The 24,905-nt window shown below is 45.0% G+C and carries 25 protein-coding genes; 9 read left to right on the top strand and 16 right to left on the bottom strand.

Translation table 11 applies throughout. The features are described 5' to 3' along the window. Positions 1–44: 44 nt before the first annotated feature. Positions 45–923 (bottom strand): nitrogenase iron protein, encoded by an 879-nt coding sequence (gene nifH, locus A3193_RS07840; RefSeq protein ID WP_069005827.1) that lies wholly within the window; start codon positions 921–923, stop codon positions 45–47. A 188-nt stretch (positions 924–1,111) separates the two neighbouring features. Here nifH and A3193_RS07850 point away from each other — a divergent pair, with 188 nt between their 5' ends. Beyond that, a complete protein-coding gene (locus A3193_RS07850; protein ID WP_069014464.1) occupies positions 1,112–1,960 on the top strand; it encodes an NAD(+)--dinitrogen-reductase ADP-D-ribosyltransferase in 849 nt (282 codons plus the stop codon). Positions 1,961–1,988: 28 nt separating this feature from the next. On the opposite strand, the gene A3193_RS07855 is transcribed toward A3193_RS07850, so the two are convergent. Continuing rightward, complete coding sequence (locus A3193_RS07855; RefSeq protein ID WP_069005830.1) at positions 1,989–2,354, bottom strand: hypothetical protein; 366 nt, start codon at positions 2,352–2,354, stop codon at positions 1,989–1,991. A gap of 35 nt (positions 2,355–2,389) precedes the next feature. Next, positions 2,390–2,641, bottom strand: a complete 252-nt coding sequence (locus A3193_RS07860; protein WP_069005831.1) for a DUF3144 domain-containing protein — start codon at positions 2,639–2,641, stop codon at positions 2,390–2,392. 426 nt (positions 2,642–3,067) lie between these two features. Here A3193_RS07860 and A3193_RS07865 point away from each other — a divergent pair, with 426 nt between their 5' ends. Next, on the top strand, positions 3,068–3,967 hold the full coding sequence (locus A3193_RS07865; RefSeq protein ID WP_069005832.1) for an SIR2 family protein: 900 nt from the start codon (positions 3,068–3,070) through the stop codon (positions 3,965–3,967). A gap of 389 nt (positions 3,968–4,356) precedes the next feature. Here the strand turns inward: A3193_RS07865 and A3193_RS07870 are convergent, their stop codons facing one another. From A3193_RS07870 to nifL, 12 genes are all read right to left on the bottom strand, one after another. Then, positions 4,357–5,034: a hypothetical protein gene (locus A3193_RS07870; RefSeq protein WP_069005834.1), complete on the bottom strand. Its 678-nt coding sequence runs from the start codon at positions 5,032–5,034 to the stop codon at positions 4,357–4,359. 613 nt (positions 5,035–5,647) lie between these two features. Next, positions 5,648–6,571, bottom strand: coding sequence for an ADP-ribosyl-[dinitrogen reductase] hydrolase (gene draG, locus A3193_RS07875; protein ID WP_069014465.1), 924 nt, complete (start codon positions 6,569–6,571; stop codon positions 5,648–5,650). A 134-nt stretch (positions 6,572–6,705) separates the two neighbouring features. Next, positions 6,706–7,203 carry a nitrogen fixation protein NifQ gene (locus tag A3193_RS07880; RefSeq protein WP_162273736.1) on the bottom strand — a complete coding sequence of 166 codons (498 nt, stop codon included), beginning with the start codon at positions 7,201–7,203 and terminating at the stop codon, positions 6,706–6,708. An 83-nt stretch (positions 7,204–7,286) separates the two neighbouring features. Continuing rightward, a complete protein-coding gene (locus tag A3193_RS07885) occupies positions 7,287–7,643 on the bottom strand; it encodes a 2Fe-2S iron-sulfur cluster-binding protein (protein ID WP_069005837.1) in 357 nt (118 codons plus the stop codon). A 24-nt stretch (positions 7,644–7,667) separates the two neighbouring features. Continuing rightward, positions 7,668–7,952: a 2Fe-2S iron-sulfur cluster-binding protein gene (locus A3193_RS07890; protein WP_068993072.1), complete on the bottom strand. Its 285-nt coding sequence runs from the start codon at positions 7,950–7,952 to the stop codon at positions 7,668–7,670. 40 nt (positions 7,953–7,992) lie between these two features. Next, the gene (locus A3193_RS07895; RefSeq protein WP_069014466.1) at positions 7,993–9,279 is read right to left on the bottom strand and encodes an FprA family A-type flavoprotein; all 1,287 of its coding nucleotides are present in this window, start codon (positions 9,277–9,279) and stop codon (positions 7,993–7,995) included. Continuing rightward, the gene (locus A3193_RS07900) at positions 9,276–9,692 is read right to left on the bottom strand and encodes an ArsC/Spx/MgsR family protein (protein ID WP_069005839.1); all 417 of its coding nucleotides are present in this window, start codon (positions 9,690–9,692) and stop codon (positions 9,276–9,278) included. The genes A3193_RS07895 and A3193_RS07900 overlap by 4 nt, the downstream gene beginning before the upstream one ends. Next, positions 9,685–9,885 (bottom strand): hypothetical protein, encoded by a 201-nt coding sequence (locus A3193_RS07905; protein ID WP_069005840.1) that lies wholly within the window; start codon positions 9,883–9,885, stop codon positions 9,685–9,687. Before A3193_RS07905 ends, A3193_RS07900 begins: the two co-directional genes overlap by 8 nt. Positions 9,886–9,896: 11 nt before the next feature. Continuing rightward, positions 9,897–10,175 (bottom strand): 4Fe-4S binding protein, encoded by a 279-nt coding sequence (locus tag A3193_RS20045; protein WP_071932435.1) that lies wholly within the window; start codon positions 10,173–10,175, stop codon positions 9,897–9,899. Positions 10,176–10,185: 10 nt separating this feature from the next. After that, positions 10,186–11,694 (bottom strand): nitrogenase cofactor biosynthesis protein NifB, encoded by a 1,509-nt coding sequence (gene nifB, locus A3193_RS07910; protein ID WP_069014752.1) that lies wholly within the window; start codon positions 11,692–11,694, stop codon positions 10,186–10,188. A 190-nt stretch (positions 11,695–11,884) separates the two neighbouring features. Then, positions 11,885–13,450, bottom strand: coding sequence for a nif-specific transcriptional activator NifA (nifA, locus tag A3193_RS07915; RefSeq protein ID WP_083218396.1), 1,566 nt, complete (start codon positions 13,448–13,450; stop codon positions 11,885–11,887). Further along, positions 13,447–15,087 carry a nitrogen fixation negative regulator NifL gene (nifL, locus tag A3193_RS07920; RefSeq protein ID WP_069006076.1) on the bottom strand — a complete coding sequence of 547 codons (1,641 nt, stop codon included), beginning with the start codon at positions 15,085–15,087 and terminating at the stop codon, positions 13,447–13,449. The genes nifA and nifL overlap by 4 nt, the downstream gene beginning before the upstream one ends. A gap of 339 nt (positions 15,088–15,426) precedes the next feature. Between nifL and rsxA the strand changes: the two genes are divergently transcribed. The 7 genes from rsxA (at position 15,427) to A3193_RS07955 (ending at position 20,914) form a co-directional block, all read left to right on the top strand. Next, the gene (rsxA, locus tag A3193_RS07925; RefSeq protein WP_069005841.1) at positions 15,427–16,005 is read left to right on the top strand and encodes an electron transport complex subunit RsxA; all 579 of its coding nucleotides are present in this window, start codon (positions 15,427–15,429) and stop codon (positions 16,003–16,005) included. A 131-nt stretch (positions 16,006–16,136) separates the two neighbouring features. Continuing rightward, complete coding sequence (gene rsxB, locus A3193_RS07930) at positions 16,137–16,667, top strand: electron transport complex subunit RsxB (RefSeq protein ID WP_069014753.1); 531 nt, start codon at positions 16,137–16,139, stop codon at positions 16,665–16,667. A gap of 2 nt (positions 16,668–16,669) precedes the next feature. After that, positions 16,670–18,175 (top strand): electron transport complex subunit RsxC, encoded by a 1,506-nt coding sequence (gene rsxC / locus A3193_RS07935; protein WP_069014467.1) that lies wholly within the window; start codon positions 16,670–16,672, stop codon positions 18,173–18,175. Further along, positions 18,172–19,260 carry an RnfABCDGE type electron transport complex subunit D gene (locus tag A3193_RS07940; protein ID WP_069014468.1) on the top strand — a complete coding sequence of 363 codons (1,089 nt, stop codon included), beginning with the start codon at positions 18,172–18,174 and terminating at the stop codon, positions 19,258–19,260. The genes rsxC and A3193_RS07940 overlap by 4 nt, the downstream gene beginning before the upstream one ends. Further along, positions 19,257–19,928 (top strand): electron transport complex subunit RsxG, encoded by a 672-nt coding sequence (gene rsxG, locus A3193_RS07945; protein ID WP_069014469.1) that lies wholly within the window; start codon positions 19,257–19,259, stop codon positions 19,926–19,928. The genes A3193_RS07940 and rsxG overlap by 4 nt, the downstream gene beginning before the upstream one ends. Positions 19,929–19,935: 7 nt before the next feature. After that, positions 19,936–20,625 (top strand): electron transport complex subunit E, encoded by a 690-nt coding sequence (locus A3193_RS07950; protein ID WP_069014470.1) that lies wholly within the window; start codon positions 19,936–19,938, stop codon positions 20,623–20,625. Positions 20,626–20,653: 28 nt separating this feature from the next. Beyond that, positions 20,654–20,914 carry an RnfH family protein gene (locus A3193_RS07955; protein WP_069014471.1) on the top strand — a complete coding sequence of 87 codons (261 nt, stop codon included), beginning with the start codon at positions 20,654–20,656 and terminating at the stop codon, positions 20,912–20,914. Positions 20,915–20,997: 83 nt separating this feature from the next. Here the strand turns inward: A3193_RS07955 and A3193_RS07960 are convergent, their stop codons facing one another. Next, the gene (locus A3193_RS07960) at positions 20,998–24,714 is read right to left on the bottom strand and encodes a tetratricopeptide repeat protein (protein WP_069014472.1); all 3,717 of its coding nucleotides are present in this window, start codon (positions 24,712–24,714) and stop codon (positions 20,998–21,000) included. Positions 24,715–24,905: the final 191 nt, after the last annotated feature.

Raw genomic sequence — 24,905 nt, forward strand, 5'->3', positions numbered from 1 at the left:
ATAGATGGATACCGGCCTCGAAAGGCCGGTTTAATCCGAATGACTTAGGCAGTTTCAGCCGCGGCAGTCTGACCAACGATGCTCTCGTCTTCCTCTTCCATGATGCCAAATTCCATCAGCAGGTCTTCGAGCTCATCCATCGTACAGGGCTCAGGAATCACTAACATAGTGTTATCAATTACCTTTTTCGCCAGAGTACGGTACTCATCAGCCTGCTTGTGGGTAGGATCGTACTCAATGACAGTCATGCGACGAATTTCAGCGCGCTGTACAGCATTGTCACGAGGAACGAAGTGAACCATCTGGGTACCAAGCTTGGCAGCCAGGGCTTCGATCAGCTCATCTTCACGATCGGTATTACGTGAGTTACAGATCAGACCGGCCAGACGAACACCGCCTGAATTGGCGTATTTAACGATACCTTTTGAGATGTTGTTGGCAGCATACATAGCCATCATCTCACCAGATACAACAATGTAGATCTCTTGTGCTTTGTTTTCACGAATCGGCATGGCGAAACCACCACACACAACGTCACCCAGTACATCGTAAAATACAAAGTCAAGATCCTCTTCGTAGGCGCCTTCCTCTTCAAGGAAGTTGATCGCGGTGATAACACCACGGCCTGCACAACCTACACCTGGCTCAGGACCACCAGACTCAACACATTTGATGTCGCCATAACCGGATTTAAGTACATCTTCGAGCTCCAGGTCTTCGACAGTACCTGCTTCCGCTGCCATTTCCATGATGGTGTTCTGGGCTTTTGAGTGCAGGATCAGACGAGTGGAATCCGCTTTCGGATCGCAACCGACGATCATGACCTTCTTACCAAGCTCGGCCAGACCAGCGACCAGATTCTGGGTCGTGGTAGACTTACCGATGCCGCCTTTACCGTAGATTGCACATTGACGCAGTGCCATGTTGGATCTCCTTACTATTGTTGAATCAGTAGTGACTAATGTCGTTTGTGGTCACGTGGACAACCTAGGTTCTGCAAGCGATGTGCCAAAATTGAAAATATTGCTTAATTTATTGTTTTTATTGAATATAATTTTTTTCATACAGCAAAACATTGAGGTCGGGTTCGCGACAATCACCCAGCATATGTATGGATGAATACAAACAATCAGCCACATCAGGCAGTTCTTTACCCGGCTATGCACGATTGCCAATCAACCGATGTAACCTGCCGGCAGTCATTCTTGGCAGCCTGACCTTTCAGCAACATCCGGTAAGGCTTTTTTTAGATGGTGTTGCTGAATTGCATGTAGACCTATTCAACCATTTACAACAAGTGCCTGAACGAGAGCAACGCGCCATCCACTTTATGGATTACATGCGCTCGGGCTTTCTACTCGACAATTTGGACGAGGCTGGCTTCAGTGAGAAGCCACAGCACCGTTTTAAACGTGATAAGGCAGACTATCTGAGAATTTTGCGAGGCTGGATGTTTGATGCTGATGGAAAAGAAGCGGCTGTTATGAAAAGTTGGGTTGAATCGAGATTTGGACTCCTACCAAGAAATCACCAAGGGTCATTGGGGGACTATACAACAGAGCACTATCAAACCTATCTGATGGACCGGGCAAATGGACTCTATAATACGAACGGGCTGGAGGCCCAACTCGACCTACTCTACACCTATTGTCAATACGAAGTTGATAAACAGTTCCCGGAACAGACCCACCTTACTCTCTATAGAGGTATCAATCAGATCAAGGAGCATGAGATACTCCACCAGTTCAATAAACGGGAGTACGTCATTCTGTTAAACAATCTCAATTCATTCACCAGCCAACGAGAAAGAGCCGATGAATTCGGCGACTACATCCTGCAGGCAAAAATACCTCTGGTGAAATTGCTGTATCTACCCGACCTTCTTCCACATAGACTCAAAGGTGAAAATGAGTACCTGGTTATTGGCGGTGTCTATAAAGTGAATCTCAGCATTCTTTAAGCCCTGAGGCCACTAGCACCTGTAAACACTAATTGAGATCATACAGAGAGTCACGAAGATAGCTTTTGAAATGCTTCATGACAGGCTTGGGGATAATCCTCTCTGCGTAGAGTCGAAGCTCATGGATCTGTTGACAGGATATAGCACTGTCCGCATTCAGTGCATCATCGATTTTCTGATGAATAGTAGGCTCGAATAGAGCACCCTGCCTTTGTCTGACAACAGTATAGATAGCCGTTATCGCCATCTGTTGCTCAGGTAGCATCTTGCACTTGTTATCAAGAATTTTCAGCATGACTGCAGTGACACAATCGACCTGTAATGGATCTAGAGGTGCTGTTTCGGCCCAGATTGCTGCTGGATGCGGCGTTTCAATAACAGGTTGAAGTTTCATATCTTGTCCAAATCAGGTATTGGCATACAGAATTCTTATGGCTTACCAGTTGTGGAAAAATCATGCATACATTCCATCAACATCTTCCTGTATTGCTCACAATAGTAATCAACAGCAGCCAATTGGTTATCTGAAGCACCATCCGATTCAAAGAAGAAGTGGGTATTGTACCAAGCAGCCGCATACATAAATGCCGCACTTAGAAAAGGCATTGCCCACTCCTCACTTAAATCGTTAGCCAGATGAATGAACTCATCTGCCACTTCTCTAAAATCTGATTCCTGCATTGAAAGGCACTCTGTAGAAATAACACCATCTGAAATTTATCCTACACATTTCATGCCAACCATGAATATGTTCTTTATGAAAGTAATGACATCAAGCCTTTTCATCTTTAGCTAAAGTAACTCACCATTCGTGAAATACTTCTGATTGTTGTAAATCATACAAAAAACACACCTTTTCGTGATCATTCCAACTTGGTTTCGTATGCTTGATCTTCTCTGTGTAAATATCGACTGCCCTCAAACCATGTCGAATAATAATAGATATTTATTCTTATTATTTAAATGGTTACATGAGATATCTAATCCATTTAATGTATCACTTTAAGAGTATGATAGTTATTACTACCTATATTGTTATTGCGTTTTATATGATTGGCCTGTGTTTTGCACTATTAACAGTCAAATAGTTATATCTGGAGGTTGATCATGTCTGTTACGCAATTATCGGAGCTTAAGTCAGGTGTAGAAAACGGTACAATAGTGCCCTACCTTGGTGCAGGTGTACTCAAAGGTTCGTTTCACTCTGATACAGGTGAGCCGATACCGGCTGACAGTGACAGTCTGATACTTGCTATGAATGGTGGTCGACCAATGGCCCCAAGATTGATGTATGAGTTCGCCCGCGCCGCCATGGATGTGGAATTGAAACGAGGACGAACAACAGTAAATCGCTTTCTTGATGATTTATATGCCAATCAATCATGGTCTCAATCACCACTGCATGCCTGGCTGGAATCAGTGAAGCCAAAATATGTGGTCGATATCAACCGGGATATCCAGTTACAACAAAGCTATGCCAATACGCCGCATATCCTGATACGCGGAATTGCCAGAGTTGGTGGAACAGATTATCGATTTCGCATCCACCACCATGATGGCAACAAATATTCCGATACAGAGATAGATCAGAGTGATGTCGACTCAAGTCTGCCGATACTGTTTAAACCCATGGGCAGTCCTTTACCCGATTCCACCTACATCGCTTCTGATGCAGACTATGTGGATTACATTACTGAACTGATGGGCGGTTTTGCGATTCCAAGTTTTCTGAAAGCCGAACGCAAAGGCAAACAATATCTGTTTCTCGGCTTGAGAATGAACCGTGATACAGAACGGATGGTTATGTCTGATATCATCTATGCTGCTGATCAACCAGCCGGTTGGGCATTGATTGCTGAACCAAATGATAAGGAACGACGCTTTTGTAAGAAAATGAACATTGAGATCATTGAAGCAGATATCGACTCTTTTCTAGGTACTGCAACCCCGGCTTTGGCTAACGGGGTGAATGATAAACAGGTGTTGGAAACCGATGCAATCTGCTAACCTGAAGTGTATTCAATCATCTATCGGGTAGTAAAATGAGCATCTTCAAACCCTGCCAGGGAAAGAGTGCATGTCGAGACGATGGAGAGATTTGCCTCACTTGTGGGCGCAGTTTATCTGAAATCGTACAATTGCGAAGCCTTATGAAAGAGATAAGCTCTTTGGCTCTTGAATATGAATATGAAAATGTTGAGGAGTATATACAGTATATTGCTCGTAAGGTCGAAAAAACGATAAATCATGAAAGAAATGAGAAAACCAATGTGCTATCTCATTAAGAAGTAACTTGGTGGATTTCCCATAAACCTGCGTATTATGAGAAATTCCATCTCCTGCTTCCGCTGATAAGAGCACAATAGCTGATTCTCTACCGTTGTGATTGGCGTCACTCACCGGGTGGTGGTGATTTCACCAGCGTAATGCCTTCTAAGCTCTTTGGCCGTTGCATGGAACATCATTGCCATTGCAAAACTTGATACCATACCCGCAGGAATTGCGAATAAAAACAACACGACAGAAGCCAGAAATATTCCTGCAACGATGGTACTCCATGCATATAGCCTTAGGTAGCTGAAATATGATTGGAGTTTAAGAAGCTTAATCCCGTAAATGACATTGACAACTCCCAATGGCACCATCAGAACAAAAAATCCCAGCGTGCTGAAACCGAGTGACTCCACCTCTTCCGGCATGATATAAGAGATTACAGACATAATAAGTGAGAGAATAATTGCAGCATAAATATAGTTATCGACAGAGTGGCAAGCCAGTCTGTAGTTCAATAAAAGCTTAAACATATAGAGCAGGTATAGATAGAGTAGATTATCTATCAGACTTACAATATCGGTAGCTAAACGGTAGCTTTCATTATCAGGGACCACACCACTCATAAAAGAGATTGCCACCAATGGAAGAGTTGCCAGCAAATAGAGAAGAGATAACCAAAATAGCAGTAACAGCTTGGTATAACTAAGATTGCTTTTCAATAAGGATGTAGGCAGTTCCTCTTCCTCCAATAAATTGGCTTCTGGTGTTTTATAGATGGAATCACCGTTTTGTTTATTCATCCGTGAGGATTATACAGTGAATTTGCAGAACTGTGATCAAATGATAATCTGATGTGTAATCAAGCGATCCTGGAAAGAATAGATAGAAACTGTGTAGGGTGAATTAGAACAGGAGAAAGGAGAACTCGCAGGGCATTAAAATAGTCTAAAACCAGACCAAACGCCTAACCGTTCCGTTTCTTTTCGGAAGAGAGCAGACTTTTGACCGATCAACCGAGTTGAGTATTGTGCTCCTGTTATCATCTGTCTGATGAGATTTGATGAGGCAATCGGAACTCGATTCGATACCATCACTGATATAAATGGAGTGCCTTGCTGATTCCAGTTTATTCTCAAATAAGTTTATCATTTGCTACTACTCCAGAAGCTACACAAACAATTGATGCTATTGACGAGTAAAATCAACATCAATTACACAGTCAATTGAGCAATACCTATGCCAACCCATTTGAGTTATTGAAAGTTAAAGATTAATTACAAGAGCAAGCGATTTAACAGTGTGTATTTGTAAAGTATTTCGACAATCGCTCTGGAGTTAAACCAGTAGTTCTGGTTAGGTGTAGACTGTAGTCGGATATAGTAGTTTTATGTAACAGAGTCTACTTGGTCGTAGTCAACCAGATACACTAGGATGCTCAGCTGCCAGTTTGAGCAGTTCATCTGTTTGTGATTTACAGCGATTCACTATAAATGGATCTAACCGTTTGAGCCATCTATTTGGTATACCACTCTGACCGTAGAATGCCCCGGCTACCATCCCGGCGATTGCACCTGTCGTATCAGCATCCCCACCTCTGTTGACCACATCAATAAGGGTGGACTCAAAGTCATCATTATCAAATAAGGCCTGAAAAACTGCCTGCAAGGTGTCGACGATATAACCGCTGGGATTCTCTACCCGCCGTTTGTCATAACGAAATGCTTTATGGGTTTCGACCAGTCGGTCGGCTATTTCTTTGAGTCTCGTTTTATCCTCTCCTTTCATAGCCGCAGCACACATCTCCAAAGCAGCCTCGGTACCTGCGTCTGAAAGCGGATTGTTATGGGTAGTATGAGCCTGCGTTCGTGATGCAACAACCAGAGTATCCTGCGACCCATTGACATACAGAATTGCTATTGGCAGTGACCGCATACATGCACCATTACCTGCATCATATTCATTCTCATCAACCCATGGGCGGCCGGTGTTCCTGAACTCTATGATACCCCTTCTAACCGTATTGCCTATATCGATTGGTTTGCTACGCATCCAGTCACTGAACGATTCAGCCACGGCTTTGGCACTGACACCACCGCTTTTAAGTAAGGCATCGCCAAGAGCCAGGCTCATTTCGGTATCATCCGTTACCTGACCAGGCTTCAAATGCAACCAGCCTCCCCCGGATATGGTCTCATGGACACCATATTGCACTTTAATTTCATTCGGTGTGAGAAATTCTGTGGTGGCTCCCAGAGCATCGCCAATAGCCAGTCCCAGATAAGCTGAAAGTGCACGCTGTGAAATGTCGTTATCAATTATTGTTTTGTGCCCTGGCATTATGCACCATTCTTCAATTCTCGCTACAGACTGATCAAAGCAACGTTTGTTGCCTCCTTACAGTCAGGCTAACTGTAGCTGAATGTAGTCATATTGGTTGCCGGGAGAGTAACAGCCTGATTCTCTATAGTTTATTAGTCCTCAGGAGCAAAGCAAACCGAATAATCGGCGCAAGCTTCACAGCTAGGTGCACGACAGGTGTAAATTCCCTCTGTTTCACACAGCCTTTTATAGAGAAATTTCTTCCATTTCATGTTTTTAGAGTTAAGTTCATATAGTGGCGTGAAGTGATCTGCCATCAATTTTGAGAGGTCGGCACGACTCCAAAGCCCCAGATCCTGCCACAAATGGTCGTTTCCCAAACAACCATAGATCAATATTTCAACAAGCCAATGCTCTGAATGACTCCGTTGAGCGCGATTGTTGATTAACAAATTACGCAGATCGTCCATCTCCTCATCATTTTCACACATTGGAGAATGATCGAAACCTAACAGGTTTTGTGGTTGTATGGTCGGGAAATGGTGGTGAAGCAGACGTCGGAATTCCAGCTCTCCCAAGCCCATCCACTGTGGTAATACGCTATGTCCATAGGCCCATGAAGCAATAATACGGGACAGAATTGATTCCATAGCATCATCCTGGTGTGCAGCAGCACCGATCAGTCTGCAATGACAAGCTGTGACACTATCACTGATCGGTGCTGTGCTAGACATCATAGCGCCTCATATTCAACTACGATATCTTCATCTCTGGGAATAAACTGGCAAGCAAGTCGCCATTTGCTTGGCAAATCATCAACGATCATCTTTTCCATCTCTTCCTTGCTGATTTTGCCTAATTCCCTGAGAATTTTCTTCTCTTTCTCCTCAAGATGGTAGCCCATTGGCTCTTTGTCACCGATGTATCTGACCTGAATTGCACAGCTTCCACAATCACCATCACCACAATCGAAGTTGATTGGGATTTTGTTGGTTTTGGCAATTTTCAGGACTGTTTCGGTAAAACTACCGGCTACTGCATAGACCGTTTTATCCTTAAATTCGGGATTACTGAATGTAATTAATGGCATTTCATTAACTCCTAAATACTGTTTTTACGTAGGTTTTACACTACAGTCACCAAGGATCTGGGCCTGACAGGCGAGACGATCATGTCGTCCAGCCATATTTTCTTTCAGTACTTTCTCCTCCAGTACAGAAGGTTCAGTCAGGTTGTTCCAACCCTCTTCAACATGCATCATGCAGGTACCACAGTCTCCTTCCCGGCAACCGTAGATAATACCAGCACCAATTTTTTCAGAGACCTCGATGACTCTTGTACCCGCAGGTACATTGACAGTCTGCTCAATGTCTTGAAACGTAATTTTCGCTTTTGCCATTTCATTTCACCTTAATTAAATAGATTAATAACACTCGGAGTCATGCCAGGTCGGCCATGTCGATCACTGCCTTTTGCTGTTTTTTCCCTACCATTTCCTCAGCGATGGCCTTGCCAAAGGCCCGACACACTTCCAACTCTTCCTCAGTGGGTATCAATTTGATTCTCAAGCCCTGTTGTGGAATACGCATTTTTAATCCACGCATTCTGTCTTCAATCATCGCTACCGCTTCACCACTCCAGCCGTATGAACCGAAAGCGCCACCCAGTTTTCCCTTCAGATTGACAACAGCCAGTGAGGAAAGCAGGTCCCAGACCGGTTTGACGGCATCACCGTTGATGGTCGGTGAACCAAACAGCAACGCATCGGCTTCTTCGATCAGGTCGACAAACGGTCCAGTCTCACCACCTTCCAGGTCATATAGAGAGACCCTTACGCCGTTGATTGCAGTTGCCCCTTCATTAATTTCTTCCGCCATGCGTGCGGTATTGCCATAGGAACTCATGTAGAAAATCACCAGGGACTGCTCTGCAAGACCGATTTCCCGTGACAGGCTGGAGGTGGATAGTTCCCTATAATGGGTAACGTAGCGACGTGGTCGCTCTCTGAGTATGGGACCATGCGTCGGTGCAATCTGCTTGATCTTGAGTGGCTCAATCAATTTCAATGCATCCATGACATGCTTTTTGAATGGCCGCATGATATGGGCATAGTAATAGTCGAATGAAAATCTGAAGTCACCAACTAAATCATTGAACAGTCTTTTGTCACAATAGTGACAACCGAATACATCTCCAGAGAAGAGAATCCCCTCCTCTTCAAGGTAAGTACATTGGGTATCCGGCCAATGAAGAAATGGAGTGTGTAGAAAACGAAGTGTTCTATCTCCCAGTGAGATACAGTCATCAGTGGTTACAGTGGTGTACTCGAAACCATCATCGCTAGTTGGTTTGAGCAGTGCTTTAAGCATTGAAGTTGCTCGTTGGGAGATATAGAGTTTTGCTTCAGGTGCACGACGCATCAATTCGGGTAATGCGCCGGTATGATCCGGTTCCAGATGATTCAGAATGATCGCTTTGATCTCTTTGTAATCAACCTCTGATTCTAGGCGGGCGAAAAATTCATCACTAAAATTCTCTTTAACCGTATCAATAATAGCCACACCATCCTGTCCTTTGACAAGATAGGAGTTATAGCTGGTGCCATTTGCTGTACTGAGAATAATATCAAATGTTCTCAATGTAGGATCCAGAGCCCCAATCCAGTAGACACCATCTGCAAACTCGACAGCGTCTCTGTGGCTGGATACATCGATTTGTTTACTCACGGTACCGTCTCACACGGCTGATCAGACATTGGGCAAGTTTCCACTTTTTGACCGTCATTCAGGTTTACACCAAGATAGTCAAGTACTGGCCCAACTGTGAAGCCGGATTGCTTAAGCGATTGATAGATCATTAGTGGCCGTTTAATCAGGATCGGCTGATCTACCATTAAACGTAATGCCTCAGTCTCATTTAAATGATCAGTATTGATCTCCCCACTTTTTACTTGTGGTGCACTTTCGTTGAACCAAGTGGGGACAGCTTTATTACCAAAAAATGATCGTAAGCTTTCCGCTGTCCAGTTTTCACTGAGTATGTCACGTACTTCCAAACTAACGCCCAGCCTACGCAGGATTGCTTTTTGTTGTTTGTTTCCGATGCAACCTGGCTTTTCATAAAAAACCAGATCAGTCATCTTTATTCGACTCCCGCATACTCGTTATCAAAGCAGATTGCCTTTGCCACAGACGTTCTGGCAATGCCATGCCTCTTGGTGGCAGAGAGTCTGCCGGCTTTACAAAATGGTTACGCACAAATCTCATCCAGTAGCGGTTGGGTTTATCCGTCTCACCATGTACAGGTTGCAGAGCTGGTTTTTGATCGAACATGGGATCATCTCCTAGCGTGATTGAATCTCAGCCATGACTTCTTCCATCCGTTCCGGCGGTATCCCGGTCAATGAACCTGGAGGATTGGCAGGTTCCGAGAATGGATTAAGAATCGCACCTTCGATAGGACAGATGCTGACACATTGCGGGTCAGTATGATCCCCTTCACACTCTGTGCACTTCTTTGCATCTATCTTAAAATGCGGCCTGGCTTCAAATATCGCATCACTTGGACAAAGCGGCTCGCAGGCCCAACAGTTGACGCAACTCTCTATGATTTCATAAGCCATGCTCTACTCCTCAGGCTCCAGCCTGTAGTTGATCTGCCTGTCTCTGTTGCTCAAGTTGGCCACTCTCCGCCATTTCCGCATAGACCTTGGCCACTGCATCTTCAATCGGTTCCATGGCATGCTCACCATTTGGTTGAATACCGGACTCTTCCAGTACCTCCCAAGGTTCGTAACCGATCTTTGAACAAAGCACGGCTTCACATCCTTCAAGCAGACGTATTGTCTTTTGCAGTGTTGTCTCTGCATCACCACAGGTATCACCACCTGAACAGTAGAGATCGACTTTGCGATGACCGATAAAACGAACATCGGTCATTGATGCCTCGTAGATCAGAAACTCTTTTGCATGGCCGAAGTGCTGATTGATTACACCACCTCCACTGGTGGCAACAGCCATCAATACCGGGCGTGTCTCTTTTTTCTGCTTGGTCAGGGCCGTGAGTGGGATAAATGTTTCGTTTGCACTACTCTTCTGCGCTTCCAGCTTGGCTTCGATTTCTGCCTGATAATCAGCACGTTTTTTCATTGCCTGCTCATAATCGACATCCATCACTTCAACTTTATCCATGGTGAATTCATCACCCCTGTCCTCACCAAGCATGCCCACAGCATCCGCGCGACACTGCCGGCAATGACGCATCATATTCATGTCACCGGCACATTTATCCTGCAGGTTTTGCAACTCATCATGGGTGGGTCCACGCTGCCCCATCACACCGTAGAATGTGCCATGTTCCGCTTCAGCAATCAGTGGCATCACATTGTGTAAAAACGCCCCTTTCTCCTTAACGACCTTGCTCACCTCTTCCAGGTGTTGATCATTTACACCGGGGATCATGACTGAATTGACCTTCACCAGTATGCCCCGGTCGGTCAACATCTTCAGCCCTTTCTGCTGTTGCTCAATGAGTATTTTTGCTCCCTTACGACCTTTGATTCGACGATTATTCCAGAAGATCCAGGGATAGATTTTTGCACCGACATCGGGATCAACGCAGTTGATGGTGATGGTTACATGATCGATGTTGTGTTTGCACAGTTCATCCACCTGATCCGGCAGTGACAGGCCGTTGGTAGAGACACAGAGTTTGATATCCGGTGCCTTTTCGGTCAGTTGACGAAAAGTATCGAAAGTCCGCTCTGGATTGGCCAAAGGGTCGCCAGGCCCGGCGATACCCAACACGGTCATTTGTGGGATATTGGCAGCGACCGCCATCACCTTTTTAACAGCCTGATCCGGCGTCAACAGTTCAGAGACCACACCGGGTCGTGATTCATTTGCACAATCGTATTTACGATTGCAGTAGTGGCACTGGATATTACAGGCCGGTGCGACCGCCACATGCATGCGAGCAAAATGGTGGTGTGCCTCTTCGGAATAACAGGGATGATTATGCACCTTGTCCCGAATATGGTCCGGTAGATGGGATAACTGATCGCTGCTACCACCACATCCGGATGCACTGCACCCACTTTCAGCTGTGTTATCTGCTGATTGACCTATCACTTTCAATTCCATCATCCGGCCTCCAAATAGCGACACAATGAGGTTGTTATTACGCTTGAAAGTGATAATGCAATCTGCGTGCCTAGTTTTTCCCCTAGCCTAATCCTTTGTATTTAATGATATTTTTTAACAATGTCAGACTATCTGTCGTCTTGCATACAGTGCTGCCTACAGTGTCTGTATGACATCCGACAGAGACCGATTACATCTGCCGAACTTTGATATTCAAGGTCTGAATCCGATAACCGATCTGTCTTGGAGTCATGCCAAGTAACCTTGCAGCCTTGGCCTGTACCCAGCCAGCCTGTTCCAGGGCAGCAATAACCCGTTCACGCTCATCCAGGTCCGGATCATCAATATCAATTTTACTGTTTCCGTTTACCTGAGAGTAACTCTGATCGAGTATCGGTTTCAGACCACTCAGGTTAATCGCATTTTCATCAATCGCCCCTTCACCGCTCATAACAGCAGCACGCTCCAGACAATTCTCCAGCTCACGTACATTGCCCGGCCAGTCATGATGCATCAACAGCCTGACTGCACCGTCATCGATGGATAATTCGCGTCCCTGGCTTTTGGCAATTTTTGATACCAGAAAACGGGACAAATCATTGATATCCTCTTTACGATCCCGCAAGGGTGGCATCTGAATCGGCATTACATTGAGACGATAGTAGAGGTCCTCTCTGAAACTACCCTCTTGTACTTCGGACTCAAGATCCTTGTTGGTGGCCGCCACGACACGGACATCCACCACCTGAGTCTTTACGCCACCTACCCGTTCAAACTCTCCCTCTTGCAGCACACGCAGTAACTTAGCCTGGAAGGTAGGAGTGATCTCACCGATTTCATCAAGAAAGATGGTACCGCCATGAGCCTGTTCAAACCGTCCTTTACGCTGATTGACGGCACCGGTGAAGGCGCCTTTTTCATGTCCGAACAGTTCCGTCTCTAACAGGGTATCCGGCAATGCTGCACAATTCAGCTTAATGAATGGGCCATTGCTTCTCGGAGAGTTGTAGTGAATTGCATTCGCCACCAGTTCCTTACCGGTACCGGACTCACCTCGAACCAGGACTGTGGTGTTCCATTTGGCCACCTGACGTACCTGATCAAAGATCATACGCATACTTGGCGTGTGTCCAACCAGGTTGGAGAAACCATGCTCTCCACGGACCTTACGCCGAAGTGAATCGCGCTCATCTTTTAGTGCCAGCTGCTCATCTTCCACCTTCTTTGCCAGGCGCACACTCTGACCGATCAGATTGCCAACCATTTGCAGGAAACGTTCATGCAATTTCAGCAAGCTGATACTGCCCAATGGTTGGGCGGCCAGTACACCCGCAGTCTCATCTCCAATCAGAATAGGAACACCAACAAATGGCAGCTCCGGGTCATAGACACCAAGTCTGTCCAGAAACCGATCTTCATCGGAGATACGCCTGACAACGAGCGGTTTACCACTCGACATGATCGCCCCGACCACACCTTCTCCCGGTTTATACCGTACTGTGTTGAAGGGTGCAGGATTCTCATGTAAAGCGGTGACCAGCAGTTCACCACTGCTATCCTCCTGCAGACAGATCATGCCATAACGCAGTTTGGCGGTATCACTCAGCCGACTAAGCACTTCAGTCAGTGTCTCCCGGAAATCCAGGGAACGACTTAAAACCTGACTGACTTGGTAGAGGCTCTCCAGCTCCGACTCCAGGACAATATTGTTGTGTTCCGCTCCCATATTGTCCATGTTGATATCAGTCGAACTCATAAAAGCGTCTCCTCCATGCCGTTTAGGGGCAGCCTGACAAAGACTCGACAGCCACCATAAAAATTTGCATCAATCTCAACATTGCCACCATGCCCAATGACAACTTCTTGAGCCATGGTCAACCCCATCCCAGCATGCTCCTTTGGTTGTTCCCAACCGCAGTAAAAAGGTTCGAACACTTTCAATCTATGGGCTTTTGGAATACCCACCCCGTTATCCATAACCTCAATTAACAAATCCTGATTATCCTGTTTGGTCTGGATACGAATTTCACGATAGTCCTGCTTGGCTTCAATCAAGGACTGTATGGCATTGTCTATCAGGTATTTGAACAATCCGCGCAGTGCGTTGATACGGCCATTCACTTCTGCCAGAACCGGCGCAGGACGCCAGTCGACCACGATCCCGGCAGACAGCAGGTTTTCGGTGGAGAGCTTTACCACTTCATGCAGCAGTTCATTGATATTGACCAGTGAAGTCTTCTCAACTACCGGACTTGGTAACGCTTCATGCAGGCTCTCCATTGCCTCATCACCACTTTTTAGGGCTTGCTGCAGTACAATCCTCATCCCCATATTTTCTTGACCTGCGGCCGGCATTGACAACGCTGCTTTAATGACATTCAGCGGTGCCTGGATTTTAAATATGGCGCCGGATATCGCCTCACGCATGGTCTGTACCATCTGTTGTTCCGCCATATTCGCGCGAATCATGTTGAGACGCGCTTCCTGTATACGCTTGCGGCTTCCGGTGACTTCGTTGGCAATCAACAACAGGCAGCATCTGGTTGATTCAGCCTGCTTGAAATAGTTATGAGCCGCCTCATCCAGTTCCGGAACATGGACTCCTGAACAGGCAAACCATCGGGGTGCCGCACCACCCGGAGGGTCCAATCTGATCTCAACATTGGTAAAGCCGCTGCCAACCTGACATACCGTACTCAGATCAAAACCGACCTGTTGTTCCAGTGCCTCAAGAAACAGAGAGGCCGGTTCCACACCCCTAAAGTCGCCTATCAAGGCTTTATAGGCGTGGTTATCCAGTAAAACCTTACGATCCGCTGCAACAACAGCTACCACCATTGGCGCGGCGTTCAGCGCCGCTTCAGTCAGATTTTTTTGAAATTTCAAGCGTTGTTCCAACTGATGCATCTCAGTTATGTCCCGATGCATCCCCAAAAAATATGCCGTTTGCCCTTTGTTGTTGTTGACTGGAGAGATGGTAAGCTCAGCAAGATACTCCTCTTGAGATTTCCGATGATTGACCAATGTACCCTGCCATACCTTGTTACTATGAATAGTCTCCCAAAGTTCACGATAGACCGATTCAGGTGTCGATTTGCTGGAGAGTACCGACTCGTTTTTTCCGATAACCTCTTCTCTTGCGTACCCGGTCAGGGTCTCAAATGCGCAGTTCACATAGAGAATTCGGGCTGTTGGGTCGGTGATAGAGATAGCAATAGGTGCTTGCTCGACCAATTCATAGAAAAGCTTGGGTGGTAAAAACTGATTACTGTCCAAACTGCTGAATGCTTCCAGAACTTCGGTCGGCGTACCCTCTGGAGGTGAAGCCAGAAAATCATTGATCCTGTCAACTAGGTTGTCGCTTTTTGTAGATTGTATTTTGCGCTGGATCATAGCTAGCTGTACCTTCATTCCACTGTGAATCTCGAAACATAAGAATGCTTCTGCAATTCCCATACCACCACTCCAGATAGGTGCTTGATCCTGCATAATGTCTTGTTTGTTACGTAATCTACAAATGAGTTAGGAGAATCTGTAACGAAGACTACAAACCTGCCTATGCCCGGTTCCGGTGCATTTCCGCACTATTTTAGGTCTTATTTGATTGAGGCCTTTATTTCTGGGCCCTGAGAGATTACGGCACGATAGGTATTCGTTCTGATTACCCTTTTTATGGCTGATTGGCATATTTTTTGTTGGGTAATAGCCATTACTCTGAATTGATGGCTATTTATGGAATATATTCTGATCATTCTTTCAACGGCACTGGTCAATAATGTCGTTTTAGTCAAGTTCCTGGGTTTGTGCCCCTTGATGGGGGTTTCCAACAAGCTTGACGCTGCATTGGGAATGGGATTGGCCACGACCTTTGTCCTGACTCTGGCAGCATTTGCAGGCTGGTTGCTGGAATTCTATGTGTTACGGCCATTGGAGCTGGGCTTTTTAAGAATCCTGACCTTCATCCTGGTCATAGCAGTAGTCGTTCAATTTACTGAGATGGTGGTACGCAAAACTTCCCCTGCTCTCTATCAAGTGCTTGGTATTTTCCTTCCGCTGATCACCACCAACTGTGCTGTACTCGGAGTCGCTCTACTCAATGTGCAACAGGAAAACAGCTTTTTCGCCAGTCTTCTGTATGGCTTCGGTTCTGCACTGGGATTCACCCTGGTACTGGTGATGTTTGCCGGGTTACGTGAACGTCTTGCGTTAGCCAATGTACCTCAGGCCTTCAGCGGCACCCCGATAGCTTATGTGGTTGCCGGATTGATGTCACTGGCTTTTATGGGCTTCGCCGGATTAACCAGCCAGTGACACAGTAGTTGTACAGAGACTGTTTAAATGGAGAGCTCAATGTTTGGAAAACCGATGGAAACAGATCATTTCAATTACAAATCACGCTGTGTGATTCGTATAGATCTGTATTGACAGTTGGAGATGCAATGATGGTTTCGGCAATCCTCGTATTGACAGCACTGGGTATCACCATGGGGGCCATGTTGGGAGTCGCTGCTAAATACCTAGCTGTTGAAGGTAATCCCCTGCAGGAGGAGATTGAGAGTCTACTGCCTGGTTCCCAATGTGGGCAATGTGGCTACCCGGGTTGCAGTCCGGCTGCTGAGGCTGTAGCCAATGGCGAGGCAGCGGTAACCATGTGTCCTCCTGGAGGCAAAGCCCTGGCGGAGGCGCTGGCAGAAAAATTGGGTGTAAGCATCGATCTATCATCTGTGGAAGAGAAAGCACCGATGGTTGCATTCGTGCATGAGAATTTGTGTGTCGGTTGCACAAAGTGCTTTAAACGATGCCCTACAGATGCCATTTTAGGTGGCCCTAAACAGATCCATGCCGTATTTGCTGATGCCTGCACAGGCTGTGAGAAATGTTATGACGTCTGTCCCACTGAGTGTATTGAAATGCGTCCACTCAGTTTGACTCTGCAGACATGGTACTGGCCTGAACCGGCTAAGGTGGCATAGTCATGGCTGGAAGCAAACTATTCAAACTGTTCAAAATCAGGGGTGGCGTTCATCCGAATGACAGAAAGAAGCTAAGTGCTGGCCAAGCTATTGAGAAACTACCACTGCCTTCGCTTCTGCATATCCCTCTGCAGCAACATATCGGTGCCCCTGCCGAGCCATTGGTTAGACGGGGTGATGATGTTAAGAAAGGTCAGTTGCTGGCACGTAATCAAGGTGCAATTTCAGCACCGGTACATGCGCCGACTTCCGGGCGCATCATGGGAGTTGGTGGTTATCCGGCGCACCACCCCTCAGGTCTCTCGGTTAGAACCATCACCCTGAAACCGGACGGTCAGGATGAATGGCTGGATAGTCTTGAGGCTTGTGATAATTACGAGCAGTTATCCCCTGAGGAGATTGCTGACCGGGTAGCCCGTGCTGGGATTGTCGGTATGGGTGGCGCCACCTTCCCTTCTGCGGTGAAGCTGAATTTACGTAAAAGATATGCCCTTAACACTTTGGTGATCAATGGTGCCGAGTGTGAACCCTATTTAACATGTGATGATCGTTTGATGCGTGAACAAGCGACGCAGGTTGTTGAAGGCGTAAAATTGATGGCCCGCGCATTGGACGTGGAGCAGGTTTTATTCGCCATCGAGAATAACAAGCCTGAAGCACAGGCATCGATCAGAGAAATCACTCAGAATTCCGGGATGATCAACGTAGTCGGCTTACCGACCCGTTATCCGATGGGTTCTGAAAAGCATCTGGTACAGACACTGGTCGGTAAAGAGACCCCTGCAAGAGGGCTTACAGCGGATATTGGTGTCGTGGTACACAATGTTGCCACAGCACGAGCTGTCTATGATGCCATTGCATTAGGCAGGCCTCTGCTTTCCAGAGTGATGACTGTCACAGGTGAAGCCATTGAACAGCCAAAAAATGTTGAAGTGCTGATTGGAACGCCACTCAATAACCTGGTCGATTATTGTGGTGGATTCTCTGTGATGCCGGAACGCCTGATCAGTGGAGGGCCGATGATGGGGCAGCCACTGCCCAGCCTGCGAGTTCCAGCTGTTAAAGGCAGTAATGGCTTACTGGCGCTGTCGGGTGCGGAAAATAAAGCCGCAACTGAGATGCCCTGTATACGATGTGCGAGTTGTGTCAATGCCTGTCCCTGTGGGCTTGTTCCTCTGGAAATGGCTAACCATATCAGGTCCGGCAGTCTGGACAGCTCAGTCAAACTAGGATTGCTCGACTGTATAGGCTGTGGCTCCTGTGCCTATGTCTGCCCCTCCCATATTCCTTTGGTGCAATATTTTAACTACGCCAAGGGTGAACTGGCCTCCAGACAACGAGCACAACATAAACAGAATGAGACAAAACGCCTTGCTGAAGCCCGAAACGAGCGTATGGAGCGAATAAAGCGTGCCAAACGGGAAGCGATGCAAAAACGTAAAAAAGAGATGGAGGAGAAGAAAAAAAGAGAAGCTGAGAAAGCGGCACTGGCAGGAGCAGAGTCATGAGTGAAGAGACAACAGTTTTCGGACCGTATACCCATGCCAAGAACAGTATCAGCCGGACCATGGGACTGGTTATGCTCAGTCTACTCCCGGCGACTCTGTTCGGCCTCTATCAGTATGGCTGGCCTGCAATCTTTCTTTTTCTCACTACAGTTGTGGCCTGTGTTGCAGCTGAAGCTTTTTCTTTACAGATTGCCGGTAAACCCATCAAACCCTATCTGATGGATGGCTCTGCACTTCTGACGGGTTGGCTGTTGGCAATGACGCTGCCTCCCTGGGCTCCCTGGTGGATTGGCCTGGTGGGTGCGCTGCTGGCGATCATTGTCGCCAAACAGATATTCGGTGGTATCGGCCAGAATCTTTTCAATCCGGCCATGGTGGCCCGGGTTGCCCTGCTGATCTCTTTTCCATTGGAAATGACACTATTCAATCACCCCCTACCCCTGTTTTCCGCCCAGGCTCCTGGGTTTATGGAGAGCCTGGCTATCACTTTTGGCAGCTCCAACTCCATTGATGCGGTGAGTAGTGCAACCACTCTGGGGCATCTTAAAACTGAGCTTAGTCGGGGTATCGCATTGCCCGAGGCAACAACGACTACAGCTTCATTCTGGCAGCAGTTATGGGGAGAGACTTCAGGCAGTCTTGGTGAAACTTCAGCCTTGCTACTGCTTTTGGGTGGACTGTTTCTGATCTACAAGAAGGTGATCACATGGCATATTCCAGTCTCCACGCTGGCAACCCTGGCACTACTCGCCAGCCTGTTTCACCTGATCGATCCGCACAATTATGTTGGCCCAGCAACACATCTGTTAAGTGGAGCCGCAATACTCTGTGCTTTTTTCATTGCCACCGATCTCGTTACATCACCTGTATCGATTCGTGGACAACTGTTATTTGGTGCAGGTTGCGGTCTACTCATCTATGCAATCAGAACCTGGGCTGGATATCCTGAAGGGGTAGCATTTGCTGTGATGTTGATGAATGCCTGCACACCACTGATCGATCACTATCTGAAGCCAAGAATTTACGGGCGTGACAGCAAAGGTGAACCATTGGTTTATGCTGATGAGGGAGCTGATATCAAATGAGCACCCCAAAGGAACCAAAATATCGTAAAAGGGTTGGCTATCAGGCAGTACTGCTTGGTGGCTTCTCCACCCTTGCAACCGCGCTTCTGGTGGCCGGCAATATCGCCACCAAGGACGATATCAAGGCAAGACAAAAAGAGGATCTGCTGTATTCCCTGAATCAGGTTGTTCCCACTGAGTATTATGACAGTGATCTACTCGAACAGCCCTTGAGCATTACCGATAATAGTGGAGATAATCTGACCGTATACCGAGGGTTACAGGGTATGCAGGTCAATGCACTTGCCTGGGAAGTTATCGGTAAGGGATATGCTGGAGATATTCGACTTATTATGGGGATCAATGCAAAGGGTGAGGTGTTGGGCGTAAGAGTATTGTCACATGCGGAAACACCCGGTCTGGGTGATAAAATCGAGGTGGCGAAGGATGACTGGATTTTAGGATTTAACGAACACTCTTTAGACAACACCTCGAATCAACAATGGCGCGTCAAAAAGGATGGCGGAAAGTTTGACCAGTTCAGTGGCGCAACCATCACACCCCGCGCTATCGTAACAGCGGTCCATGAAGGTCTTATTTTTTTCCAACAACATACGGATGAATTGCTTCAACCACCTGTAATCAATTTAGATGATGAACCTCTGCAACGTGCTTCTATAACTGAGTAAGCCGATTATGAGTAGCGAATATAGACGTATCACCAAAGATGGCTTGTGGGATAACAACATTGTTTTTGCACAGGCATTGGGGCTTTGCCCGCTATTAGCTGTAACCGGTACTGCAACAAATGGCCTGGGAATGGGACTGGCAACAACTGTCGTCATGGTTGCTTCCGGCCTGATGATCTCTCTGTTACGTGGCATTATCACCCCTCAGGTCCGGATTCCGGTATTTGTGCTGATTATTGCAGTACTGGTGACACTGGTGGATATGTCGATGAATGCCTGGGTGCATGACCTGCATAAAGTATTGGGACTTTTTATACCATTAATTGTAACGAATTGTGCCATTCTTGGCCGCGCAGAATCCTTTGCATCCCGTAATACCGTTATGAAATCCATGTATGACGGTTTAATGATGGGTATAGGGTTTACCTTTGCATTGGTATTACTTGGTGCAGCAAGGGAGATATTGGGCAGTGGCACATTATTTGATAATGCTGCTCAACTACTTGGTGGTTGGGCCCGTTTCATTGAGTTCACATTGATTGAGGATTACAAAGGTTTTCTATTGATTATATTGCCGCCCGGAGGTTTTTTGGTATTGGGTTTTATTCTGGCCCTTAAGCGCCTGCTTGATAATAAGTTTGCTGAAAGAAAACAAAAGGCCATCAATTCAATTTCAGAATTTCAACCCGAATCCTGATGATTGTTTACGATAGGTAAGATTACAGATGAATATCGGTGTTGCTTACGCAGATAAATTTAAACAGTTGTGGCTAAAACTTGATGTACCTGATGGTTCAACTGTACGTCAGGCTATCGAAAAATCTGGGCTGCTAGATCAATTTCCTGAGATTGATCTATCCCGACAGAAAGTGGGTATATTTGGTAAAATAGCAAAACTTGATGCAGTCGTAGAGGAAGGCTCAAGGATCGAGGTATACCGTGAAATAACAGCCGACCCTGAGTTGGTTGAACGAAGGGACGACTGAGTACATCACACCAATGACAACAAATACATCTTTACTGAAACAATGCTACACATGTAAATTACTTTAATTGTAGCTTTATGAACCTATATTGATTCCGCGCCTTGTTGATTCATAGTGCGAATTTTAAATGGATTATTTGTCTTCCACCACTCTATTCCCTGTCGTTTGATATCATAAGGAACCTTTGAAAGCCAATATGAATCACGATCTAAATAAAAGGCGAAGGCAGCTGATTTGATTTTATCTTGTCTGTTAGTACCGTATAAAGCTTCAAATGCATAAGCCCAGGAGAACTGCGGCTGTATAACTTGATAATCCTTTACCCATTCTAGCGCTAAGTCAATAAAACGTCTGTCTTTGCTCAACAAGTACAACCATTCAGTAATTTCTGTAATCTGATACCAACTGTACATTGGCCGCCATTTTGTATGAGGTCTTCTGTTGAACGCTTTTTTTATAAAATCCAGGCTGTTGTCCCACTGTTCTTCAGATGCTGATATTATTGACTCAGTCAACAGGATATCAAATGCACTCTCTTTAGTAAGATGTTTTCCATTTATATTTTTTTTCAAGGATTCTAGAAAATCATCCTTATCACTCATTAACGCAGACATAGCAAGATACGGCAAACTGTGATTAACAATTAATATCGAGTTTAGCTTTCCGTTCTTGTTATACTCAGTATCACTGCTCAATATAGAATCAACTTCGTCGTTTTTTAGATATTGATTAAAGGCTTGTTCATATTTGCTGTTTTTAAAACTAATATATGCTTCAAGATAGTTTTTATACTTGTTAAACTGACTAATATTCGCAGGTATATCTGAAGAGTTATTGGTATTTCCTCCACAATTGAGTATGCCATTTTCACAATTGAGAGAAGGGTTTCCAAGTTCATGTTCTTCTCTAATTTTTTTTATAATACTATTAGCAATTTGATACTGTTTGGAATCACTTAGTATTTCTGGAAACTCTTGTAAATCATTTTCAGAAGGTAATCTGTCAGTAACTTTACTTAAAAAGACATATCTTGCTGCCTGAAGTTGCATGAACTCAGGCGAATTTTTTAAAACATCTCCAACTAGATTGCGGTAAATATCCTGTGAACTGTTTTGGATACGCTGTCCAATCAGAAGAGATGTCCATACAGGTGGCGAATCATAACGCGATACCAGTGATGTAAATCCTGAGACGGCTTCCTCATGCTCTCCAAGTAAATGCAGCATTGCCAGATAATCTCTATATCCGTATCGGCTATTGTATCTTTTACCTCTTCTGAAAGAATATCTCAATGCAGTTTGGTAATCGTGACTCATCATTGCAAGTCGCTGTAAAGATGCATAACCACTTTCTGCACCTGTTTCAATGGACCCAGCTATTGAATAAAACTTTTTAGCCTCTTCATGCCTACCCCGCCAATAAAATCGGTTACCCGCATCATAAGCTTTGTTACTGAGATCTACACGCTGAGAACCAGCATCTGAAAGAAAACCTGAATAACTTGAATACACCTTCTCTGCATCAATATACTCACTCTTCCGAATCAGTAATTTACCTAGGGTATCGTGTGCATTCCAATCTGTACTATCCTTTAATATTACTGATTTTAGTAGATTAATCGCCTCATTCGAGCGATTACTCTCTATCATTTTGTTGGCCAGAAAACTAGCACGCTCAGGATGTCCTTTGTATCGTTGCACTAAAAACTCTATTAGCTTTTCATCACTCCATTCCTCACTATGTGCTGTATATTTTAAGATATTAAAATTAGTATGATCATAGGGTAGTGCTTTTGCAGAATTGGCAGAATACACACGTTTTGCAAGTACTATATTTCCCCTCGGAACATCCATACTCTCAATTGCCATGAAAGAGTACTTATATTTTTCTCTGAATTTTGGGATTACTTCAAGTATCTCCTTTTTAACTAGCTCTGAACTCAACACATCAAAATCTGCCGCACCTGAATAGGCAATGACTTTATCTGCAAGTGATATTGCCTTTTCATAGTAAAACTCTTTTTCCTTTCCAGTTTTTTTTGAGGCCATTCCCTGAGTAGCTTGAGCGTAGAGTCTTGTAAATATCGGATGACCACTTAGTATCGGTTCCAGTTTAGTGGCCTTTTTGTATGCTGAACTGTAGCTTGCATGTACATTTATAGAGCGCTCCAAGCTACGAAGAGTATTTGAAAGTGCCAGATTTCGATACAATCTCCATATATCGTTTATTTCCAGGTTTTTTGTATACTCCAAGCAGCAAAATGTTTGTGCGAAGCCGAGGTTTCCATAGTACAGCACTTTTTCTAAAATCGGATCACTATTTTCCGAATAATCCATCTCACCACTGACAAAGTGTGCTGTTATACTCTTATCGTAAAATCCGTCAAACTCCTTATAAAGGCCCCGTATGGAAGAGAAGAATGAGATATTGTCTTCTACAAACCATCTATCCTTATCCCTTGCAATTCTGCGAACCAGGTTTTTCCAGTACTCTTCCTTTAGACTATCGCTAATATCATACTCATCCGATATACTGTATTCATATTGAACCTCCTTAAGTTCAATAAACCCCATCAACTTCAATAGTGGTTCATTAATCTGTTCAACATAGTGCTTTAAATCGGGATAATTACCACTCATATAGGCCATAAATCCCAATTCTGAAGGCGTCAAAGGATCTTCAAGTATCTTTACAGCCAGGGGCTTTCTCGTGAGATAAAACAGAGCTCTCGCCTTCAGTAGATTATAATTCTGGACTGAAGGATTCACATCATCGAGTGCCATTAATGATCTTTCAAAGATCCGATCTCTCTCATAACTCAATATGGATGGCGATAGTAATGCAAAGAGTTGTAAATAGGCCGCATTTTCTATTGGAGACAAGGGTCGATCTAGCAAGCGATCCAGATTGACAGGAAGATTGTAGGTGGCAATATGGTTTGAACTATAAAAGCTTGGTTCCGGCTCATTGCTATGATTTTCTGAAAACAACTCTTTTGCTATTTTCGGTGACATCTGCCTTATGATATCCTCTAGCGGCATCTCCGGTGTAACCTTTTGAAGATCGTGATGAGATAGCTTAGATATTTCACCAGCACTGTTAACCAATACTACGAGTAATTTGTTATCCTCTGCATCCCCATCATATTTAAACTTATTAAAAAGATAGGTTAAAACAATATCAGCATCTGATTCTTGGGCTAGCTTTGTAATGGATTCAACATCAAAGTTCCTTTTTCGTTCCCCAAGTAATCTCTGTGCCAACTCAGGGGACATGACTTTGTGATCAGTCAGAGACTCAATCTCTTTTGCCATCCATCGTGCTGACATCATGGTGCTAACCCTGTCACAACAGTGCTCTCGTAGCTGCACAGGAAGCACAATCAGATCGTACTTTTTTTCTGCTAAATGACCATAGTGCTTGTTACTCTGTTCTGATTCCCACTCTGAGTGCTCCTCTCTTCGAATATCAAAAGGTCCAAAATCGTTCGCATCAGAAAATAGCTGGTAAAAATCATCTAACTTAGTCGTTGTGATTAACTTGTTATATGTTCTTATACTTTTACTCGTTATCCGCCTTTCTACAACAGGAACTGGATATGCCTGTTGTTTTTCAGCATTGGGATCTACTGCACGAGGATAGGAAATCTTTTTCTTGTGGGCAGAACTTACGGAAAGATTAGTGTTACTATTTATTTGTTCGATATAATTATTTTGACCAGTGATATAAAACAATACCAATGCCAGAAATAGTAATATCAATAGAAGTAAGCGCTTACGAGATCCATGAGAAGTAATCATAAAAAATCCCTATCAATCCATTCCCAATATACAACCAGTCGACCAGTAGTATGGCAAGATAGCCAGTTATACTTATCTTACTGATTAACTTTAATATTTATAAATAAAGAGTCAACTAAAATTAAGTTTAGCTAACGATTATTTATAGGTAACTGATTGTAGTAGCATATGACTTCCTTTTTCAATAGTAA

This window comes from Candidatus Thiodiazotropha endoloripes (assembly GCF_001708965.1).
GTDB classification, from domain to species: Bacteria; Pseudomonadota; Gammaproteobacteria; order Chromatiales; family Chromatiaceae; genus Thiodiazotropha; species Thiodiazotropha endoloripes.